The organism is Paenibacillus agri (assembly GCF_013359945.1).
GTDB lineage: Bacteria > Bacillota > Bacilli > Paenibacillales > Paenibacillaceae > Paenibacillus_AQ > Paenibacillus_AQ agri.
On record NZ_JABWCS010000206.1, the window covers coordinates 44316 to 62665 of the forward strand.

General features: G+C 45.5%; 13 protein-coding genes. 6 read left to right on the forward strand and 7 right to left on the reverse strand.

Annotated features, from left to right (window positions below):
* Positions 1–8: 8 nt before the first annotated feature.
* Positions 9–710: an ABC transporter ATP-binding protein gene (locus HPT30_RS11885; protein WP_175371605.1), complete on the reverse strand. Its 702-nt coding sequence runs from the start codon at positions 708–710 to the stop codon at positions 9–11.
* Positions 711–970: 260 nt separating this feature from the next.
* Here HPT30_RS11885 and HPT30_RS11890 point away from each other — a divergent pair, with 260 nt between their 5' ends.
* Together HPT30_RS11890 and HPT30_RS11895 are read left to right on the forward strand one after the other, a co-directional pair.
* Positions 971–2746 carry an ABC transporter ATP-binding protein gene (locus HPT30_RS11890; RefSeq protein WP_175371606.1) on the forward strand — a complete coding sequence of 592 codons (1776 nt, stop codon included), beginning with the start codon at positions 971–973 and terminating at the stop codon, positions 2744–2746.
* On the forward strand, positions 2733–4508 hold the full coding sequence (locus HPT30_RS11895) for an ABC transporter ATP-binding protein (protein WP_175371607.1): 1776 nt from the start codon (positions 2733–2735) through the stop codon (positions 4506–4508). The genes HPT30_RS11890 and HPT30_RS11895 overlap by 14 nt, the downstream gene beginning before the upstream one ends.
* A 109-nt stretch (positions 4509–4617) precedes the next feature.
* Here HPT30_RS11895 and HPT30_RS11900 read toward each other — a convergent pair whose 3' ends face one another.
* Both HPT30_RS11900 and yaaA read right to left on the reverse strand, forming a co-directional pair.
* Complete coding sequence (locus tag HPT30_RS11900) at positions 4618–7983, reverse strand: HEAT repeat domain-containing protein (protein WP_175371608.1); 3366 nt, start codon at positions 7981–7983, stop codon at positions 4618–4620.
* 138 nt (positions 7984–8121) lie between these two features.
* Complete coding sequence (gene yaaA, locus HPT30_RS11905) at positions 8122–8874, reverse strand: peroxide stress protein YaaA (RefSeq protein WP_175371609.1); 753 nt, start codon at positions 8872–8874, stop codon at positions 8122–8124.
* Between the two features lie 263 nt (positions 8875–9137).
* On the opposite strand from yaaA, the gene HPT30_RS11910 reads away from it, so the two are divergent.
* From HPT30_RS11910 to HPT30_RS11920, 3 genes are read left to right on the forward strand one after another with little or no spacing between them, the layout of a single operon-like run.
* Positions 9138–10865, forward strand: a complete 1728-nt coding sequence (locus tag HPT30_RS11910; RefSeq protein ID WP_175371610.1) for a methyl-accepting chemotaxis protein — start codon at positions 9138–9140, stop codon at positions 10863–10865.
* 24 nt (positions 10866–10889) lie between these two features.
* A complete protein-coding gene (locus HPT30_RS11915) occupies positions 10890–11642 on the forward strand; it encodes an SDR family NAD(P)-dependent oxidoreductase (RefSeq protein WP_175371611.1) in 753 nt (250 codons plus the stop codon).
* 44 nt (positions 11643–11686) lie between these two features.
* Positions 11687–13198: a sodium:solute symporter family protein gene (locus HPT30_RS11920; protein ID WP_175371612.1), complete on the forward strand. Its 1512-nt coding sequence runs from the start codon at positions 11687–11689 to the stop codon at positions 13196–13198.
* Between the two features lie 544 nt (positions 13199–13742).
* On the opposite strand, the gene HPT30_RS11925 is transcribed toward HPT30_RS11920, so the two are convergent.
* A complete protein-coding gene (locus HPT30_RS11925; RefSeq protein WP_175371613.1) occupies positions 13743–14909 on the reverse strand; it encodes a DUF4317 domain-containing protein in 1167 nt (388 codons plus the stop codon).
* A 186-nt stretch (positions 14910–15095) separates the two neighbouring features.
* On the opposite strand from HPT30_RS11925, the gene HPT30_RS11930 reads away from it, so the two are divergent.
* Positions 15096–15704 (forward strand): nitroreductase family protein, encoded by a 609-nt coding sequence (locus HPT30_RS11930; RefSeq protein WP_175371614.1) that lies wholly within the window; start codon positions 15096–15098, stop codon positions 15702–15704.
* Between the two features lie 98 nt (positions 15705–15802).
* Here HPT30_RS11930 and HPT30_RS11935 read toward each other — a convergent pair whose 3' ends face one another.
* From HPT30_RS11935 to HPT30_RS11945, 3 genes are all read right to left on the reverse strand, one after another.
* Positions 15803–16201, reverse strand: coding sequence for a hypothetical protein (locus HPT30_RS11935; protein ID WP_175371615.1), 399 nt, complete (start codon positions 16199–16201; stop codon positions 15803–15805).
* Positions 16202–16246: 45 nt separating this feature from the next.
* Entirely contained in the window at positions 16247–17230 is a 984-nt protein-coding gene (locus tag HPT30_RS11940; RefSeq protein WP_175371616.1) for a helix-turn-helix domain-containing protein, read from the reverse strand.
* A gap of 211 nt (positions 17231–17441) precedes the next feature.
* Positions 17442–18338 (reverse strand): helix-turn-helix domain-containing protein, encoded by an 897-nt coding sequence (locus HPT30_RS11945; protein ID WP_175371617.1) that lies wholly within the window; start codon positions 18336–18338, stop codon positions 17442–17444.
* Between the last annotated feature and the right edge of the window lie 12 nt (positions 18339–18350).

Consider the following 18350-nt stretch of genomic DNA (forward strand, 5'->3'; position numbering starts at 1 on the left):
TCTTCTCCCTACCATTCGATATCGTCAACGGATACCGGCGAAGGATTGGTAACCATTTTCCGTACCTTAGCGTTATTGATCTCAATGACCCTGTCTGCTATTGGCGTAATCGCCAGGTTATGTGTAATTACGATGACCGTAGTCCCGGTATTGCGGCAAGTATCCTGCAACAACTTCAGTACCTGCTTGCCGGTGTTGTAGTCTAGCGCGCCTGTTGGTTCATCGCAGAGCAGCAGCTTCGGCTGCTTGGCCAACGCTCTGGCAATGGCGACACGCTGCTGCTCACCGCCGGACAATTGAGCCGGGAAATTATCAAGCCGCTCACCCAGTCCCACATCCTCCAGCACCTTACGTGCATCCAAGGCACGCGGGGAAATCTGGGACGCCAGTTCGACATTCTCCAGCGTGGTCAGATTGGGCACCAAATTGTAGAACTGAAAGACAAAACCCACATCCATACGGCGGTAGCCTGTCAGCTCCTTGGCACTATATTTGGCAATATCCGTACCGTCCACCATGACCTGACCCTCGTCAGCAGAATCCATCCCGCCAAGAATATTAAGCACAGTCGATTTGCCCGCCCCACTTGGACCGACAATGACCGCAAATTCCCCCTTATTAATCTCAAAATCAATCCCGTCGCTCGCGACAATCACAGTCTCACCCATCTTGTAACGTTTGTATCCCCCTTTTACTGCAACAAAGCTCATCCCTCATCCTCCTGTCTCTGGCCGAACCAAGCCCCGTCTTCTTCACTATCTATCCAATGCTCGTTATAGAAAAGAACGCGGTCATTTTAGCATCACCTTATAAACCAAGGAACAAACGATCTTCTGAAAAAGTTCCATCGATTGTAACAAGAAAAATATTTCCGTAATCGATACTTGGGCGTTTGATAATGTTATAATCACTTTGATTTAGCCACTCTTTTCAGGCAAGGGTGAGAGAACAATCAGAAACAGGTGATCAGATGTTCGAACTTAAATGGCTATGGCAGAACTTAAAGGGAAACCGGACGCGTTATATTATGGCGCTCTGCCTCTCGGTGGTGGGCTCCAGTCTCACGATCGTGAACCCATACATCAGTCAACGCATTGTCGATACGTTTATAGCTGGTGACAACGCGCTGCAGAATCTTACACAAGAACGGCAACTATTGATAATGCTCTGCCTGGGCATGATTGGATTTTCTCTACTGCGTACAGGGCTCGCTTATTTTACGACCATGCAGTATGAAAAGTCCTCGCAAAACATGATGTACAACATCCGTATTTATTTGTACAACAAGATCCAGGGGCAAGACAGGGAATATTACGACCATAACCGCACTGGCGATCTTATGACCAAGATGACTGGCGATCTGGACATGGTCAGACACTCCATGGCATGGATTTTCAAGACGATCATCGAATCGTTAACAATCTTCATTGCTGCCGTTATCTATTTTTTCACAATAGATACGCAGCTGACGTTGTGGATGCTGATCCTGTCACCGCCAATCTTTATCGTGGCTTACATATTCGCCAAACGCGTCCGTCCCATGTATATCGACCTGCGCGAGCGACTGTCCCAGCTTAACACGACTACTCAGGAGAATATTTCAGGCAACCGTGTAGTTAAAGCTTTTGCCCGCGAGGAGTTCGAGATCCAAAAATTCACGGAGAAGAATGTCAACTATTCCACGGCGAACAAAAAGGCCGCCCTCGTATGGCTTGATTATTTTCCTTATCTGGAATCCTTCGCGCAAGGCTTCAACGTAGTCCTAATGTTAGCCGGCGGATACTTCCTTATGGATGGCCGGATCACCTTTGGTGAATTCACAGCCTTTTCTTCGCTCATATGGGCCGTATCTAACCCTATGCGCAACATCGGCATTATTATCAACGATATTCAGCGCTTTTTCGCGAGCTTATCCAAAATCGTCGATGTCTATTATGCTAAGCCCAATATAGTAAACGAACACTCGTCCATAGAGAAACGCCGTTATAAAGGCCGCATTGTGTTCGATCATGTCCGCTTCAAATATGACAGCGCTCTCGTGTTAGACGATGTTAGCTTTACTGTTGAACCCGGTGAAACCATCGCAATCATGGGCTCGACGGGATCAGGCAAAACAACAATCATCAACTTGATCCCTCGCTTCTACGATGTATTCGAAGGACGTGTGCTGGTAGACGATATCGATGTTCGAGAGCTGGAGCTGGATGAACTCCGCGGTAATATCGGCATGGCGACCCAAGATGTACTCTTGTTCTCCGATACCATCGACGGAAATATCGCCTATGGCGATCCTGATCTTCCGGAAGAGGATGCGAAAGGCTATGCCGAGCTAGCAGCCGCACACGACTTCATCACCAAAATGCCTGAAGGTTATGATACCGTTGTTGGGGAACGCGGAGTCGGATTGTCTGGAGGACAAAAGCAGCGTATTGCACTGGCACGGGCCTTGGCGGTCCGCCGTCCAATCCTGATTCTGGATGATACGACCTCTGCTGTCGATCTGGAGACAGAGGAACATATTCAGAAAAGTCTACGCGAGCTCGATTATCCTTGTACAAAAATTATTATCGCGCAGCGCGTGTCTACTACTGCGCAGGCTGACCGTATCCTCATTGTGGATGGCGGGAAGCTGATTGAAGAAGGTACACACGCCGAACTGCTGGCGAAACGCGGCTACTATTACGATGTATTTAAACTGCAGAACGAGGGTATTGGAAGGCAGGTGAGCGAAAGTGGCACGGAATAAATTCGACGTCGATGAGAATTTGGAATCGCCGTTCAACATAAAACACTTCCGACGTGCGATGGTATACATCAAACGAAAGAAAACACCCATGATTGTAGCGTTTATACTCAGCGCTCTTTCAGCTGGCATCTCACTCTCGGCTCCGCTGATCATGCAGCATGTCGTCGACGTGACCATTCCGGCAAAAAACAAACTTGCGCTGCTGGGCTGGTCTGCCCTGACGCTTGTGACCATCGTGGTCAGCGTCTATCTGGCAACCGTCCGATCACGCATCATGACAAGTGTCGGGCAGGATATTATTTTCGATATCCGTACCGATTTGTTTAAGCATCTGCAGGATTTGCCCTTCAAATATTACGACGACCGGCCGCAGGGTAAGATCCTTATACGGGTCGTGAATTACGTCAATTCGGTTTCAGATGTGTTGTCCAACGGGATTATCAACTTCATTCTGGAAATCGTGAACTTGCTCTTTATCGCTGCCTTCATGTTCGCCGTCGATGTGCGCCTATCGTTCGTCATTCTGGCAGGGTTACCTGTGTTCTTCGGCATCATGATGCTGATCAAAACCCGGCAGCGCCGGGCATGGCAGGCTGTGTCCAATAAAAGCTCCAATCTGAACGCGTATTTACAAGAGAGCATCAGCGGCATTGGTGTAACGCAGATGTTCTCCCGCGAACAGCGCAATGAGGGGATCTTCACGCGTCTGGCTGGCAATTTCCGTACGGAATGGATGAAGGCTCTACGTTACAACATGCTGATTCCGTTCTCAGTAGACAACTTGTCTACGATCGTTACAGCACTGATTTTTCTAGTGGGTCTGTTGACACTTAGTCCGCAAAACATAACGCTTGGCGTCATTCTAGCGATGAGTAGCTATGCTGCCCGCTTCTGGCAGCCTATTCTGAACCTCTCGAACCTGTACAATAACTTTATCAACGCCGTTGCCTACTTAGAGCGTATCTTCGAAACGCTGGATGAGCCGGTTACGGTCAGCGATATTCCGAATGCGAAGACACTGCCAGCTGTACAGGGCCATGTCACTTTCGACAATGTGACCTTCGCCTATGATCCAGGGCTCAACATCCTTGAGAATATTTCCTTCTCGGTCAAAGCGGGAGAAAGCATCGCTCTAGTAGGACCAACAGGCGCAGGCAAAACAACAGTCGTCAATCTGATCTCACGCTTTTATAACATTTCAAGCGGTAAGATTCTTATTGATGGCCAGGATATCTCACAGATCACACTGAAATCCCTTCGTAGCCAAATGGGGATCATGCTGCAGGACAGCTTCATATTCTCCGGTACCATTCTGGACAATATCCGTTACGGTAAACTGGATGCCACCGAAGAAGAAGTGATCGCCGCGGCAAAGGCCGTTTGCGCGGATGAATTCATCCGTGAATTCGAGCAAGGCTATATGACAGAAGTTAACGAGCGCGGCTCCAAGCTGTCTCAGGGGCAGCGGCAGCTCATTTCGTTCGCAAGAACACTGCTCGCTGATCCGCGCATTCTCATTCTGGATGAAGCTACTTCATCTATCGACGCGAAGACGGAGCGCTTGCTCCAGAAGGGTCTGAACGAACTGCTCAAGGGCCGTACCTCGTTCATTATCGCGCACCGTCTCTCTACGGTAAAAAACTGTGACCGTATTATGTATGTGTCGGGCAAAGGCATTGCAGAAAGCGGCTCGCATGATGAGCTGATCGCAAAGCAGGGACTCTATCACCGGCTCTATACGGCGCAGAAGATGGAAGCATAATTGAAGATAAGCACTTAATTGAATAAGCACCAAAAAAGCTCAGGCTTAATTTGCAGCCTGAGCTTTTTTGTGCTATTTTCCTGGAAAAATATAGTTCCATTCTCGATGGTCAATCTATCGCCGTCCAAACATTTAGCGCAAGTGAGCGAACCGCGATGTTCGGGTGATTTCTGTACAACCTCAAACGCTCTGCAGGCTCTGAACTCCATAATAGAGCACTTCCGGAAACTTCAAGCAGCGAAAGTCCAATATACTGAGATTCGTAACCACCTTCAGCCCCTAGCACATCTACAATTTCCAATAAAGTCTCCGGACTCCAGTACCCTACACTGTCTTCTAAATTATGAGCGACCTGCTTATAGGCATCGCTTAATAGCTGGGGCTGATCTGAAATACAGTTAATCATCCGATTCAGATAAGCTGCCGATTCTTCCACCTTATTCCAGTCTATTACTGCTGTATACAATTTCATCACAGCTTGCTGTAAAGTCTCATCAGAGGCCAGACAGTCAATCAGACCCGTATACAAAGGTATTAGGTTCATTCGTGTGATTTTTGGTAAAGCGTTCAACTGATCAACCAATTTCAGGAGACGCTGCCGATGAGGCAAATCTCTTCTGGTAGTTGCATTCCATTCATTATTTATCGCCATACCTGCCAGTCTCTGACAAACATCGATTACAACCTCATTGACCTCACCATCGCGGCATGTTTCTATCAGCGTGTTCATAGCAAATTCCCATCTGGTGCTGTCTTCTAAATCCGCAATAGCCCGGGCAGTGGCAGCTGCAATAACCCCTTCATTTCCATTTGTCCACCGCATCATAGAAAAGAAAGCATATCTGCTAATAAACGCATCTTGGTGCTTGGAAATTTCAATGATTAACCCTAGATAGCGCGGTCTATAGTCTAGCGGAATAGCATCAGGCTGTTGAGATAATAAACTTCCTGCGATGTCACTTTCCGATGAAGAAGCCATTGCATTTAAAATATCCCAAGCACGTTCATCATCTAGAAGCTGTTTCGCAGCATGCCCTATGGCTATGATTACATCCTTGTGTGCGTTTGGTTTCTCGAACTCGTTCATCAATAGCGGAATGCTATCCTCGCTTCTGTATGCTCCCAGTAACCGGACGGCCTCTTTTCTTACAGTGATTTTGAGCTTGTCCCGATCTAACAGTTCCTTCAGCATAGAAACCAGCAACACCGGATTCACTCTGCGGATGCATCTAGGTATCGAGTACATGGCAACACGGGCCCGATCCCCATCCAGATTCTCCATTAGAATGGGAAGTGCCTTCTCCGGTTCCTCCATGAGTGAAAGAGCATGCAGCGCAGCCTCTACTACAGTGATCTCTTTATCCTGTACAAGCTCAAGTATCCTATCCGGACCAAGATCAGGCATCCTTGCCATGATCTTAATCACTCTTGCACGCTCCCAAAGGTTGCGCTTGGCATCGAATGCTATTTTTTCTAATAATGAGCTTAATGCTTGTTGCTGACGCGGCAGCCACCTGTTGAATCCGTCCGTAGCCGGCACAGGATAGATCGTTTTACCCGATAGGAACTTGCCCTTAATAACAGCCCCCGAAATAAAAGGATCGAGCCATTCTTGACGCTTCAGATGCAGATGCTGAAACACTTCATGGATCGTAATATACGATTTATCCAAAGCCAATAATTCCTTAACTCTGGCATCACGCGTTATATGTGGCGCAAGCCAATGTCTGGCCGCTTGTATAGCTGTAGAATCTGCCTTTGCTCTCGTTGCTTCCTTTAACAGATTCTGAAGTTTTATGATGCCATGGCCTCTTTTACCGAATGAGCTAGCCAGGCTAAGCACCAGATTGTAGTCTTCTCTCCGGTTGGCTTGTACAGCTAGTGTATACATTTCTTCGAAGATAATCTCTTCTACTCCCCGGGGGAAATTCTTCTCGAGTGATGGAAGGGACAGCTGCCCACTCTGCTTGGCCAGTTTCTGTATTGTATTCATAGAGAACTTAAACAGCTCACCGTGAGGATGCATCACGTTATGCCGCAGAATAGCAAAGGCCAGCTGTTGAACGGAAAACTTCGTACCATAGGAAGTATCTCTGGCATCTATAACACTATCAACAAGCAAAGTAAGCTCTTGGACATGGTCATCCGTGAACACAGACGCAGGACTTTCCGAAAGCTCTTTAAACACAAAGGCCCGGACAAGGTCCTGCTCATTTCGAATCCGGCCCAAGTACACCAAAGTCTCATTCATACCCTGTCTCGACAGAACTGTACTTCTGATCAACTGCATAAGCGCCGTGCCGCGTTGATCTGCGCTGGATACCCGTGTTGCTTGTTCAAGCCCCACTCTTGAATGAACAATGGATCGGCAAGCCGTAATTCTGATGGTTCGATCCGGGTCATCCTTGATTTCACGAAGGCCCAGCATTCGGGCGGCTTCCTTGTCACGCAAGGCATGTGGTAATACGTAGAGTAAGCTTTCCGGAAAAATACGCTCTTGGCGTTTATCTTCCTCATATACGGCATCAAAAATGACTTTGCGGTTAGAAGGTGCCATATTACGAAGCAGATTCGCTAAATGCATAGGGTGATCTGCGAGTAATTTCGCTATCGCGATCCATTGATCAATGGATAAATATTTTTTTCTTTTTAGAACCCCTTCAGGAACACCATAAGTAGTCAGATCACTCCGCGACTCCGTCTGCGTCAGCAACTGACACACCTCGTTAGGATTTTGGCGTACGAGCGTGCCAAGTTGTTCTTTTAACACAGGAGGTATGCTGCCCACGGGTCCATGCTTCATCGCACAATCCAGCACCAAGTCCGCCTTTAGATTGCATAGGAGCTCCATAGCGGATGAGAACCTCCACCAGACAGCTCCCTTTTCCCTCGGTGGCGTACTTTCTAGAGAGGTTACAAAGTATTCCGCAACTACGTCAAGATGCCTGGTGGATAATTTCTTCCAGTCTTTTATGGCATATCCAATATCAGCAAGCCATTTACTAACCGTTGCCGTATTACAGGCCTGCAGAACAATTGCTGCCTCCTCCGCGCCCCACCGGGCGTACACTACAGGCAATAAGCGTTCCGCCAATTCCTGACGGTTAATCTGTGAAATACTGTGCAGCAGCTTGCGGCGGCAATCATGCGACAAATGGGGAAGCTCACGTTCAATATCAGCATCAGATGCTACCTTTGCCAAAAGACCCGCAGCCGTATTTCTGATACTTGCCATGGGATGACGCAGTCCTGATAGAACAATAGCGGTATCCTGTGTTGCAATGGCACCGATTAACGCTAGACGTGCTTCATAAACACCATCCTCCAGCAAAGAGGACAGTAATTGGGAGTACTGGGCAGATCCAAGATGATCACGGCCTAATTTCGCTACTTTTTTAAGTCTGTCGGAATAGCCTAGTGAATCCAATTCTTTAAGTAAGCTCTGTTTGTCCAATGGATCTCTTTTAAAAATCATAAGTCCTCCTAATACGCCTGTTCTTATTCCATCCACACTTTATTCTCTATTCTGCAATACATTTCCTTTATAAATAAAGGTAACCCTGAAGCTGGTTGTAGAGCCGCCTTCAAGATTACCTTTAATGTACTACTTACTCTATTCATTCTTTTTTTGTATAAACACATACGTATTCTCATCCGACAGCTTATCATCAAAGCTGAAATCAAACCCGTCGAAGCCTTTGATATCCTCCACACAGGTGATTTGGCGCTCGGCCATGAAGCGTACCATTTCACCTCTAGCCATCTTGACCAGAGTCGCTCTCTCAACCACCTTACCGCCGATTTCCTGCCCGAATACACAGCTAATCATTCGAACGTTTCCGCCAACATACGGGGAGATGCACTTGCTGTATTCCTTAGAGGCCAAATTCAGAATAATGTCACTCTCCGAAAATAACTGATCCGCCAGCTTCCTGTTCCAGAACTCGTAGATCGAGCTGAAACCAGGTCCGCTAAGCTTAGCCTGCATCTCCAGCCTGTACGGTACAACCCCGTCAAATGGCCGGATAATCCCATAGAACCCGGACAATATCCGTAAATGCTGCTGAAGATATTCTAGCTCCTCCATTTGAAGTACCCCAGGAGCCATGTACTGGTACTGGATACCCTCATAAGAAAAGATAGCCGGTGTAAGATTCCGTGTTACATCCATATCCCGAATCCGCTCCACATTCAGTGTGGCGATGGCATCATTGCATTTCCATAGTGATTTGGCTTCTTCATAATTCAATTTTTGTAATAAGGCCAAAAGAGTCTGTGACTCGCTTATGAATTGCGGCATCTGGCGGCAATCCAAGAAATCCGTGTCCCGCTTCATCTTCTTGGCAGGTGAAATAATGATTCTCATGCTGCTCCCTTTTCTAACCCCTACGGGGAATTTAAATATATCTTATCGTATCATACTTAATCTTCGTAGGCATATTGAGAGCTGCAAGTTATGTTCAGTAAGGGAGATATTAAATATACTTATTGTTTTCTCCTTCCAAGAAGAATACTGGGATATTTTCAACCTTTAGACCTACCTTTCTAATTATTAGGAAGATTAATGTCGATAACTAAAAAGAGAAACGATACATAAGAGAGAGAAATCATTTAAAAGGAGAGGATATCGTGGAAAAAGTTAGAAATTTATCTTTAAAGTATAAGGTATCCATGATTGTAATTATCATGGTTGTCTTAATTTTTGCCGGAGTCACCTATTTCAGCTTAAACATTCTTAAAACCAATCTTTCGAATGACTTGAAGAGTGAGCTTCTTAGTGTAGGAACCTTGACCAGCATGCAGGTTAATCCGGATCAGGTTGGTAAGCTACTCAGCAAGAACGGAGAAGGAAATCCTGACTTCACAAGTCTGCAGAAACAGCTTGACCAAATACAGAAAGATCAAGGTGTGATGAGCTGGAGTTATATTTGGACCTTGAAGGATGATCAAGTGACCACTCAAGCGTACACTTCCAATTTGAATGATATCTATAAGCCAGGTGCTTTGTTCGCCGATCTTGCTCCCATCCACTTAGATGCTGCCAAGAAGGTGTACTCCACAGGAAAATCTGAAGTCACTGATATATTTAAAGATCCGTTCGGCACATGGAGAACCGTATTCTCTCCTATTAAGCAGGATGGAAAGGTCATTGCTGTAATCGGGATAGACTATTCTGCTGACTATATAAATCAGTTATCCAGTCAGGCTCGGAATCAACAGCTATTAATTACAATTATTGGTCTGATCATTATAGCTCTTGTAATCTATGCCGCTATCAATAAGATACTCAAACCATTGAAATCTATTGTAAATGTGTCTAACCGTATCGCCGAAGGAGACCTGAGCAGCAATCCGCTGAGCTACGACTCAAACGATGAGATAGGTCAGCTTAATACGGCGGTTGTCAAAATGCAACATAGCCTGCGCACTCTGATCTTGAATATCCAGGACTCTTCAGAGCATGTGGCTACCTCCTCTCAGCAGCTCACCGCTAGTTCCCAGGAAACTGAATCCTACTCTGTAAAAGTGAACAGTGATATGACAGAAATCGCTGAGAAGACCCTGATGAATTCTAAAATTACGGAAGAAACTGTAACTGTACTGGAAGAGACCGCGATAGGCATCCAGCGTATTGCCGAATCCACTTCTACCGCTTCAGAGGAATCTGAACAAATGGCTGCTAGTGCTCAGAACGGATATGACTCCTTAGATAGGCTGCAGAATCAAATGCATAATATTACAGAATCCGTTACCCGCATTGCCGATGTGATTCAAGTACTCAATTCCCAAATTAGTGAAATTAACGAAATGACAAATCTGATTACCGATGTGGCAGAACAGACGAACCTGCTGTCGCTCAATGCTTCCATTGAAGCTGCGCGTGCAGGTGAACATGGCAGGGGATTTGCAGTCGTTGCCACCGAAATCAGGAAGCTCGCTGAAAGAACAGGCCGCTCTGCAAATACAATTGCTGAACACCTGGGAAGTATTACACAGAGCACCACTCAGTCACAGATCATCGCCCAAGAGGGACAAGGGGAAGTTCATAAAGGCCTTGAGCTGATGAAAGAAGCCGCTCAGTCCTTCAATCAGATTCTCGAATCTACTAAGAACGTATCTATGCAAATGCAAGAAATATCCGCTTCTTCCCAGCAAATTTCCGCTTCTTCTGAAGAGGTTACCGCTTCGATGACAGAGCTTAGAAATGTCTCGGGAGAGATTGCCAAGAGCTCCGACCAAGTCTCCAGCGCCTCCGAGCTACAGCTGCAATTCATCCAGGAAGTAGCCCAGGCTACCGAATCTTTAAGCCATACTTCGCAGTCTCTTCAGGAATTAATTCAACAATTCAAAGTTTAATTTAGTAGACAGGAGCGATCATAGATGAGCTATGCAGGTCTAAAAGGAAAGCACGCGCTGATTACAGGCGCAAGCAAAGGAATTGGAAAAGCAGTGGCGCTCGAATTCGCCAAGGCAGGTACAAATGTGATGATCAATTATATTGGCGATGATCAGGAAGCACTTGAAGTAAAAAAAGAAGCGGAGTCATATGGTGTCAAAGCCGAGATTCACCACGCGGATGTCAGTGATTCCACCCAGGTGCGTGAGATGTTCGAGGCATTCGACCGGCTATTCGGTACACTCCATATCCTCGTGAATAATGCGGGGATTGCCCAGGCCGTGACGGTCCGTGACATGACCGATGAGCAGTGGGACCGGATGATCAAAGTACATCTATATGGAACTTTCTATAATGCAAGGGAAGCTGCCCGCCGCATGTGGGATAACCAGGCCGGCAAAATCATTAATATCTCCTCAGACTTAGCGAGTCTCGGTTGTGAAGAATTCACGCATTATTCAGCGGCCAAAGGCGGAATTACTTCTTTCACCAAAGCTTTGGCACGGGAACTTGCCCCGCACATTAACGTGAACTCGGTAGCTCCAGGCGGAACACTGACCGACATCCTGGCTGACTTCGGTGAAGGCTACGAAGAGGAAGAAGCGGCCAAATACCCGCTGAAGCGTCTGGCACAGCCGCAGGAAATCGCCAAATCCGTTCTGTTCCTGGCTTCCGATGATGCCAATTTCTACACAGGGCAAGTGCTCGGTGCCAATGGCGGCAGTGTAATGAACTAATTTTCTCAAGTCATCTCAGCGGTAATCACTGGAGGAGCAACAACATGACAGCTATAATTGTATTTCTCATTTACTTGGTATTTATTTATTACATCGGCTTCAAAGGATACCAAAAAATCAAAACCGCAGAAGACCTGCTCGTAGCGGGCTGGAGCATGCCGCTCTACGTCGTAGCCGGCAGTCTCCTGGCTGCCATGCTGGCCGCACCATTCTTCTTCGCCGCTATCGGGTCCGGTTATACCACCGGCGGTTTTGAAGGAACAGCAACGATGGCCGGACTTGGAACCTGTATGGTACTGGGTGCGTTCATCTGGACCCGGCCGCTGCGCAGATTGAAGGGCTGGACCATTGCCGACTATTACGGCCTGCGCTATGCCAGTAAGAAGCTGGGTGCTTACTCAGGAACTGTAATGACCGTCGCTTTCGGCTTCTTTAATGCGGGGGCTTTGACGGTCGGAGGAACCTACATCATCCAAGCGATCTTCGATCTTCCTTTTATCCCGGCTGCACTGTTGTTCGTGCTTCTGACGGCGCTATATTCTATCATTGGCGGACTATGGGCTGTTGCTTATACGGAAGTCATCCAAGGCCTTCTCTCCATTGTGGGAATCCTGGGGATTACCGTTGCAGTCATTTACTCGTACCACGACAACATCTTCCATCCCGATTGGTGGAACGTAAGTACACTATTCAATAAAGGCGGCGCTACATTCTGGAGCTTGTATCTGGTCCTGGCCTTCGGTGATATTCCTGCAGCTGACTTAGGGCAGCGGGTAGCGGGAGCCAAGAATCCGAAGATTGCCCAGCGGGGGATGATCATCTCCGGTGTCATTGTAATTCTAATTAGCTGGATTCCTGGCATGCTAGGCGAAGCCTATAAATTCATTTACCCAGGCAGCCAAAATCCGGAGAACCTCATGCTGGCCTTCGCACAAGGTTACTTCCCGCCGCTAGTCTCCGCGATCTTCCTGACTGCGCTGGCTGCCATGGGAATGTCGACGCTAGCCGCCTGCTTCGTCGCTTCTTCCGGGGTGTTCACTAAGAACATTTATCTGGATTTCATCAATACAAACCCTGAACCGAAGAAGCTGCTTCGCGTCTCGCGGATCGGAATTGCGGTTAGTGCCGTTATCGGCTTCATCCTGGCGATTAACTTTCAGCAGATCATTGATCTGGCTTACCTCGCATGGGATATCATCTTCGTCACAGTCTTCTGGCCGCTCGTTCTAGGTCCATTCTGGCGAAGAGTCTCCACCATTGCCGTGTGGGCCAGCATCACCGTCGGCCTGCTCTACTACATCATCACTTCCTTCACCGGGGTACCGGGATGGACTACCGAATCCACTGGATTCTTTGGTCTGGTGACCGAACTCTGGATGATGCCGGGCATTTCCGGTGTGGTTCTGTCAGGCATTACCATTGTATTGTTCAGCTTCATCTTCCCGGCTACGCCTGCTGTCCTCGAAATGTTCAATAAACAGAAGGACGCCTCACTGGATGAAGTGAGTGGTACGGATGACATCAATTCTGGTTTTAGCACTCACGCTAAAGCTTAGTAGAAACCAATTATCATAGTTCAATTCAGCTAAAAAGGGCTGTCTGCCGGATCTTCAAGATCCGGTGACAGCCCTTTTTTATGATGAATCTGATTCCTATTGATCCGAGATATGTGATCTCTTTTAGTAAAGACTCCTGAAGTGTAATTAACGACATTTTTGTATCTTAAACGCCCAACAATTAAGAGATCATGGTGACTAAGGACAATTTTGTACCTTAAATGTTCCACAATACGCCTTTAAGTGTGATTCCCCATAAATTAAGATACAATAATGCCGTTATTTCTATTATTTACCTCCATCTAATAAAAATAAGATACAAAAATGCTGTTAGTTGGAAAGTTGAGCCCTTTTTCACGTTTAAGAAGACGGAGAAAGAGGAGTGGAGGAACTAGATTTACCTCTAATGCCCTGACTTCACCAGAATCACACCCGCTCTTCAAATCCGGAGACAGTTCAGCTTATGGGGGCGAGCTTTCCTACCGAAAGCTTTCAGACAAGCGCTTCACTTCCTCAGCTCTCCCTTCATTCCTGACGCCAAAACTTACAGCGTCTCTGTAGTGAGCGTAAACCCTTCGATCACAGCATCTTCGTCAACCTCAATCAAAATGCAGCGTCTCCCTTGATAATTCACCTGCTTCACATACTTTAAATCCTGCGGGCTGATCGAAATCGTAGCTACCTTTGTATCGATCTTAATCGATTTGGTAGTGAATTTCGGCATCACGCTGCTCGCCTTCATCTCATAATGCTTATTGTCGACGATCGTTTCAAACGCCCGTTCCACTTTCTCCGGAGTCACATTCTCTACGCCGCTTACCGTTAGGACGCGTTCCAGATCTTTATAATCGAGCCGTGGAGGCTCTTCCTGGTCTTCGTTAGTTTCGATGACCTGATAGATTTCCTCATACACCTGTGCGAGGGTGGTTGCGTCAATTTGTTCCCCTGCCACTTCCTTCACGATATCTTCAAAAATAGCTCTCTCTTCCAGTGCCGTCACGGATCTTTCGGCATTCAAGACCTGCTCGATGAAATGCGGATCTGGAAAGTTCGATTTTCCCGTACAATACAGAATACGGTTCACATCGGAATAATTGTCCGTCACGCTCGGGTAAAAGAAGCCCTGCTCCGGCGTACTTAACTTGACGATCGGATCTACAATGACATTGTATTTATATTCCTTCTCCACATAATCAAATAAGAGAGCTTTCCGTTGCTTCTCCGTGGAATTCACGCTACATAAAATGAACGGATGCGCGAACATCTCGTTCTTCTCGCTTTCCTCAGCTTCATCGTTTCTTTCTTTGGTCGGCCGGTAATATTGTCCGCGAACGAAAGTAACAACCGTATCCCGTTCAAAATGGGTATCCGCCATCATTCTATCCACCAACAGCAGCATCAAATCCTGCCATTCATCCGGATCACCTGTCACTAACGCTTGGTGAAGCATTACCTGCGTCGGCTCCTCGGCTTCCGCTTGAAACTTCAACTCGAACAACTTCTGATCCAATTCACCGGTCAGCAGTTTTTTGAAGTTGCCCATATACAGCTCCTGCTTCTCTCTGTCCACCAGTCCAAACGGCTGGCGCTCCCAGTGATAGATCTCGTTGCTTTCCTTCATAATATACACGTTGAGAATGTCGTAAATATTCAGCAAATCGTGATCCAACTTAAACTGCTTGCGTATATGCGCGACTTCTTTCTTTATCATGATTCGTTAAACAACTCCTACGAATTAAATTGGCTTTATCAGTATAAATCATATAACAAACCTTCGCTATATAAGACGAACTTAGAAGGGCTCTAGACCATGAATAGAAATCTTTTGCCTTGCCTATCTTAACATGATACAATAAAACAAAATTCAAATAATGCGCATAGGAAAGGTGTGTTTTAAATGAGCTCAACTCGTATTTTAGAAGAAATCTCGGCAGAGGTTCAGCCTTACCGCAGCGCTGAGAACGGTGTCTCTTCATTGTTTCTGAATCGCTGGTCGCCGCGTGCATTTGAGGATCGCAAAGTATCCGAAGAAGATTTAAATGCGATTTTGGGGGCCGCTCATTGGGCACCTTCCTCATATAATGATCAGCCATGGCGGTTTGTAGTCGCAAAGACAGAGGAACAATTGGCTGTATTTCATCAGTTCCTGGGCGATTTCAACAAGCTTTGGGCGTCCACAGCGCCAGTGCTCGTGCTCGTAGCTTCCGATACCAAACGTGAGAACGGCGATCCTAATGGAGCGCATGCATTTGATGCAGGAACTGCTTGGGGCTATTTGGCACTTGAAGCAACGCTGAAAGGACTTGCAACCCATGCCATTGGCGGGTTCGACCGCCAGCAAGCTAAAGCAGCCTTGAACTTGCCTGAGCAGTACGATCTCCATGCCGTCATTGCCATTGGCTACCAAGGAGATAAGAGTAGTTTGCCTGCTCCGATTCAAGAGAGAGAGGTCCCGAGTAGCCGAAAATTGCTTAGCGAAGTCGTTTTCGAGGGAACTTATAAATAATCCCCCACTTAAAAACGGTCTTTATCCATCAAGGATGAAGACCGTTTATTTTTGCGTGTATGTAAGGGTAAGGGTGAGTAGATTTCAGGTCGGAATTTCTAATCTGCGTTTATAAATGCCTTTACCTCATCATTAAAATCACTGTAAAATGCTTTAGACCTATTTTCATTACCAGTTCTTCTAGAAATCCGATTAATCTGCATTGCAGCTGTAACACTATTCGTTAATGTAATAAACTTCTTTGGTATTTCATCACTAATTCCAACCGTTGTATCATCCCAAACTTTATTAACTTCTGGTGTCCAAACCCCACTTGCTTCACGGTTATCTATCACAATTGCCTTTGTGTCTTGATCCTTAACAGATGCTTTTAACAATTCCGCAATGGCATATGCTTCCTCAATGGTTACACGAAAGCTTGCATGTTTAATATAAAAAATCCCTCCTTCTTTCCAATAGGTAGTTGTTTTGGGTAATTGATTATCAAATGTATACATAGAGACCTCATCCTTTTTCAATTATTCTAAATAAACTATATATATTTATTGTCTTTTATATTCACTTATCGTCATACCTGTCCACATATGAAATGCTCTTACAAATGAATTTAAATCTTGATATCCTAAGAGATAAGCTATCTCATCAGATAACATCCCAGAATTTTTTAAATAATGCCTTGCAAGCAGTTCTCTAGTATGGTTTAACTGCTTCTGAAATGTAGTATTTTCTTCATTTAATTTTCTTTGAAGCGTTCTTTTGCTACAGCCTAATTTTGATGATACATTATCTATACTTCCTTCTCCTGCGGGTAAAAGCTCTGTGAGTGCACTTCTAACTCTAGCTGCATAAGTGTCATCTACGTCTAATTCATTAAGCCGTCTTCTTAATTCTGGCTCAAAATACTCCCACATGGCATCATTCTGGCTTATAAAAGGACAAAGCGCATCTTGCTTTGATATAGTCAGTACGTTTCTTGGTCCTATTTTAGGTCTTACGCCAAAAAACTTCTCATAATCATCATGATCTATCTTATGCTTTGTCATCACTTCTATGGGTATAATATGAGTTTTTGTAGCATTTCTCATAAGCTGTACTAAAAACACCATTTCTAATGCAGTTAAAAACTCTGGTATTTCATGTTCTTCATTCTCAAAAACGATCTCTAAAGTTATGTAATCCCTGTTTTCGTTAATTAGAAATACTAATGGACCTGTAAGTTTTTTATATGTCGCTATTCTTTTCATACAAGTTAATGCATTCTTACTGCAATAAGCTGCAAAAACAGGTGGAGAAAAAGTTTCTATACTTTCTAATGTACCAATCTTTATTGGCGCGCACTCATCAATGGACAGTTCTTTAAGTGCTTCCATGAATCTTATATATTCAGTAGCTGTTAATGAAGATATTGGACGAGTAAATAAATCTTCAGGCAAGTCGGATTTTTTCAGGGCCTCTATAGTTGATATTCCAATTTTCTCGATTAAATCATCAAATCTCCTATCTATTACAACTCTACTATTAGACATATATCCCTCCTACTATTTCACAGATACTTAGTCATAATTGCATCTATATATTCAACTTCCCTTATGTTAAACATTATATCCTTTAGGCCACACGATTTTAACGACATTTCACGCCATTATTCTTTCAATTCACGCCAGAGCGTAGTTGAGTTCGAATCCATTATAGAATAGCAAAAAGACACGGAAGAACCATTCCGTGCCTAATATCAGATTATCCCTCAGCAATAGAAACTCCGGCAACGTTACGCTGTCTCATGGCGGATGGAGGAATTCCGTACTTCTTCTTCCAGACTTTTGAGAAGTGCGAAACATTTTCGAAGCCTGTGGCGTAACAGACTTCCGTTATGGATATTCCCGAATGGGTTAATAGCTCCTTGGCCTTCTCTAACCTGCGGTTACGAATCCATTGAATGGCAGGCTCATTATAGATCTTCCGAAATTCCCGTTTGAAGGTCGATAAGCTCCTGCCGGACAAATAGGCCAGATCCTGAAGCGATACAGGGTTCAGCAGATTTTTTTCCACCACCTCTACAATGCTTGTAGGGCGTTGCTGCCTGAGCTGTAGAATTTGGTTCAATAACCCTTTGTCCGCGTCCAATATATCAAATAGAAGCTCCAGCATTTTCAGTTTTATTAATTCGTCTTGAATGGCCTCCGGTTTTTCAAAATAGGGTTTGAGTGATGCAACATAGCTTAGCAGGCGCTCATTCACCGAATGAACAGCAGTCGGAGCAGGTGATACAGGCTCAGAAGAAGGAAAACTCGATATTTTCATAAACTCATGAAGCAACTCATCTTTCAGAAAGAACATCATATAATCCAAGACATGCCTCGAATCCTCTTCCCCATACTTCTCATACTCAACGGCGATGCCTTTATGCAAAAGTAACATTTCATTTTTCCTTACCGTATATTTCTGCTCACCGTATCTGACGATGTAGACCCCTTCCAGAACAACCAATAAAACATGGTCCTGCAGATACATCCTTCCGGTCTTGATATCCGAATAGCCGCATGCTCCCATGACCGATAATCCTTTTAACTTCAACATGCTAACGCTAGCTATACTCTGAGGCATTTTCACAGCCTTTCTAATTACTGACCCCATTCACCTCACTCC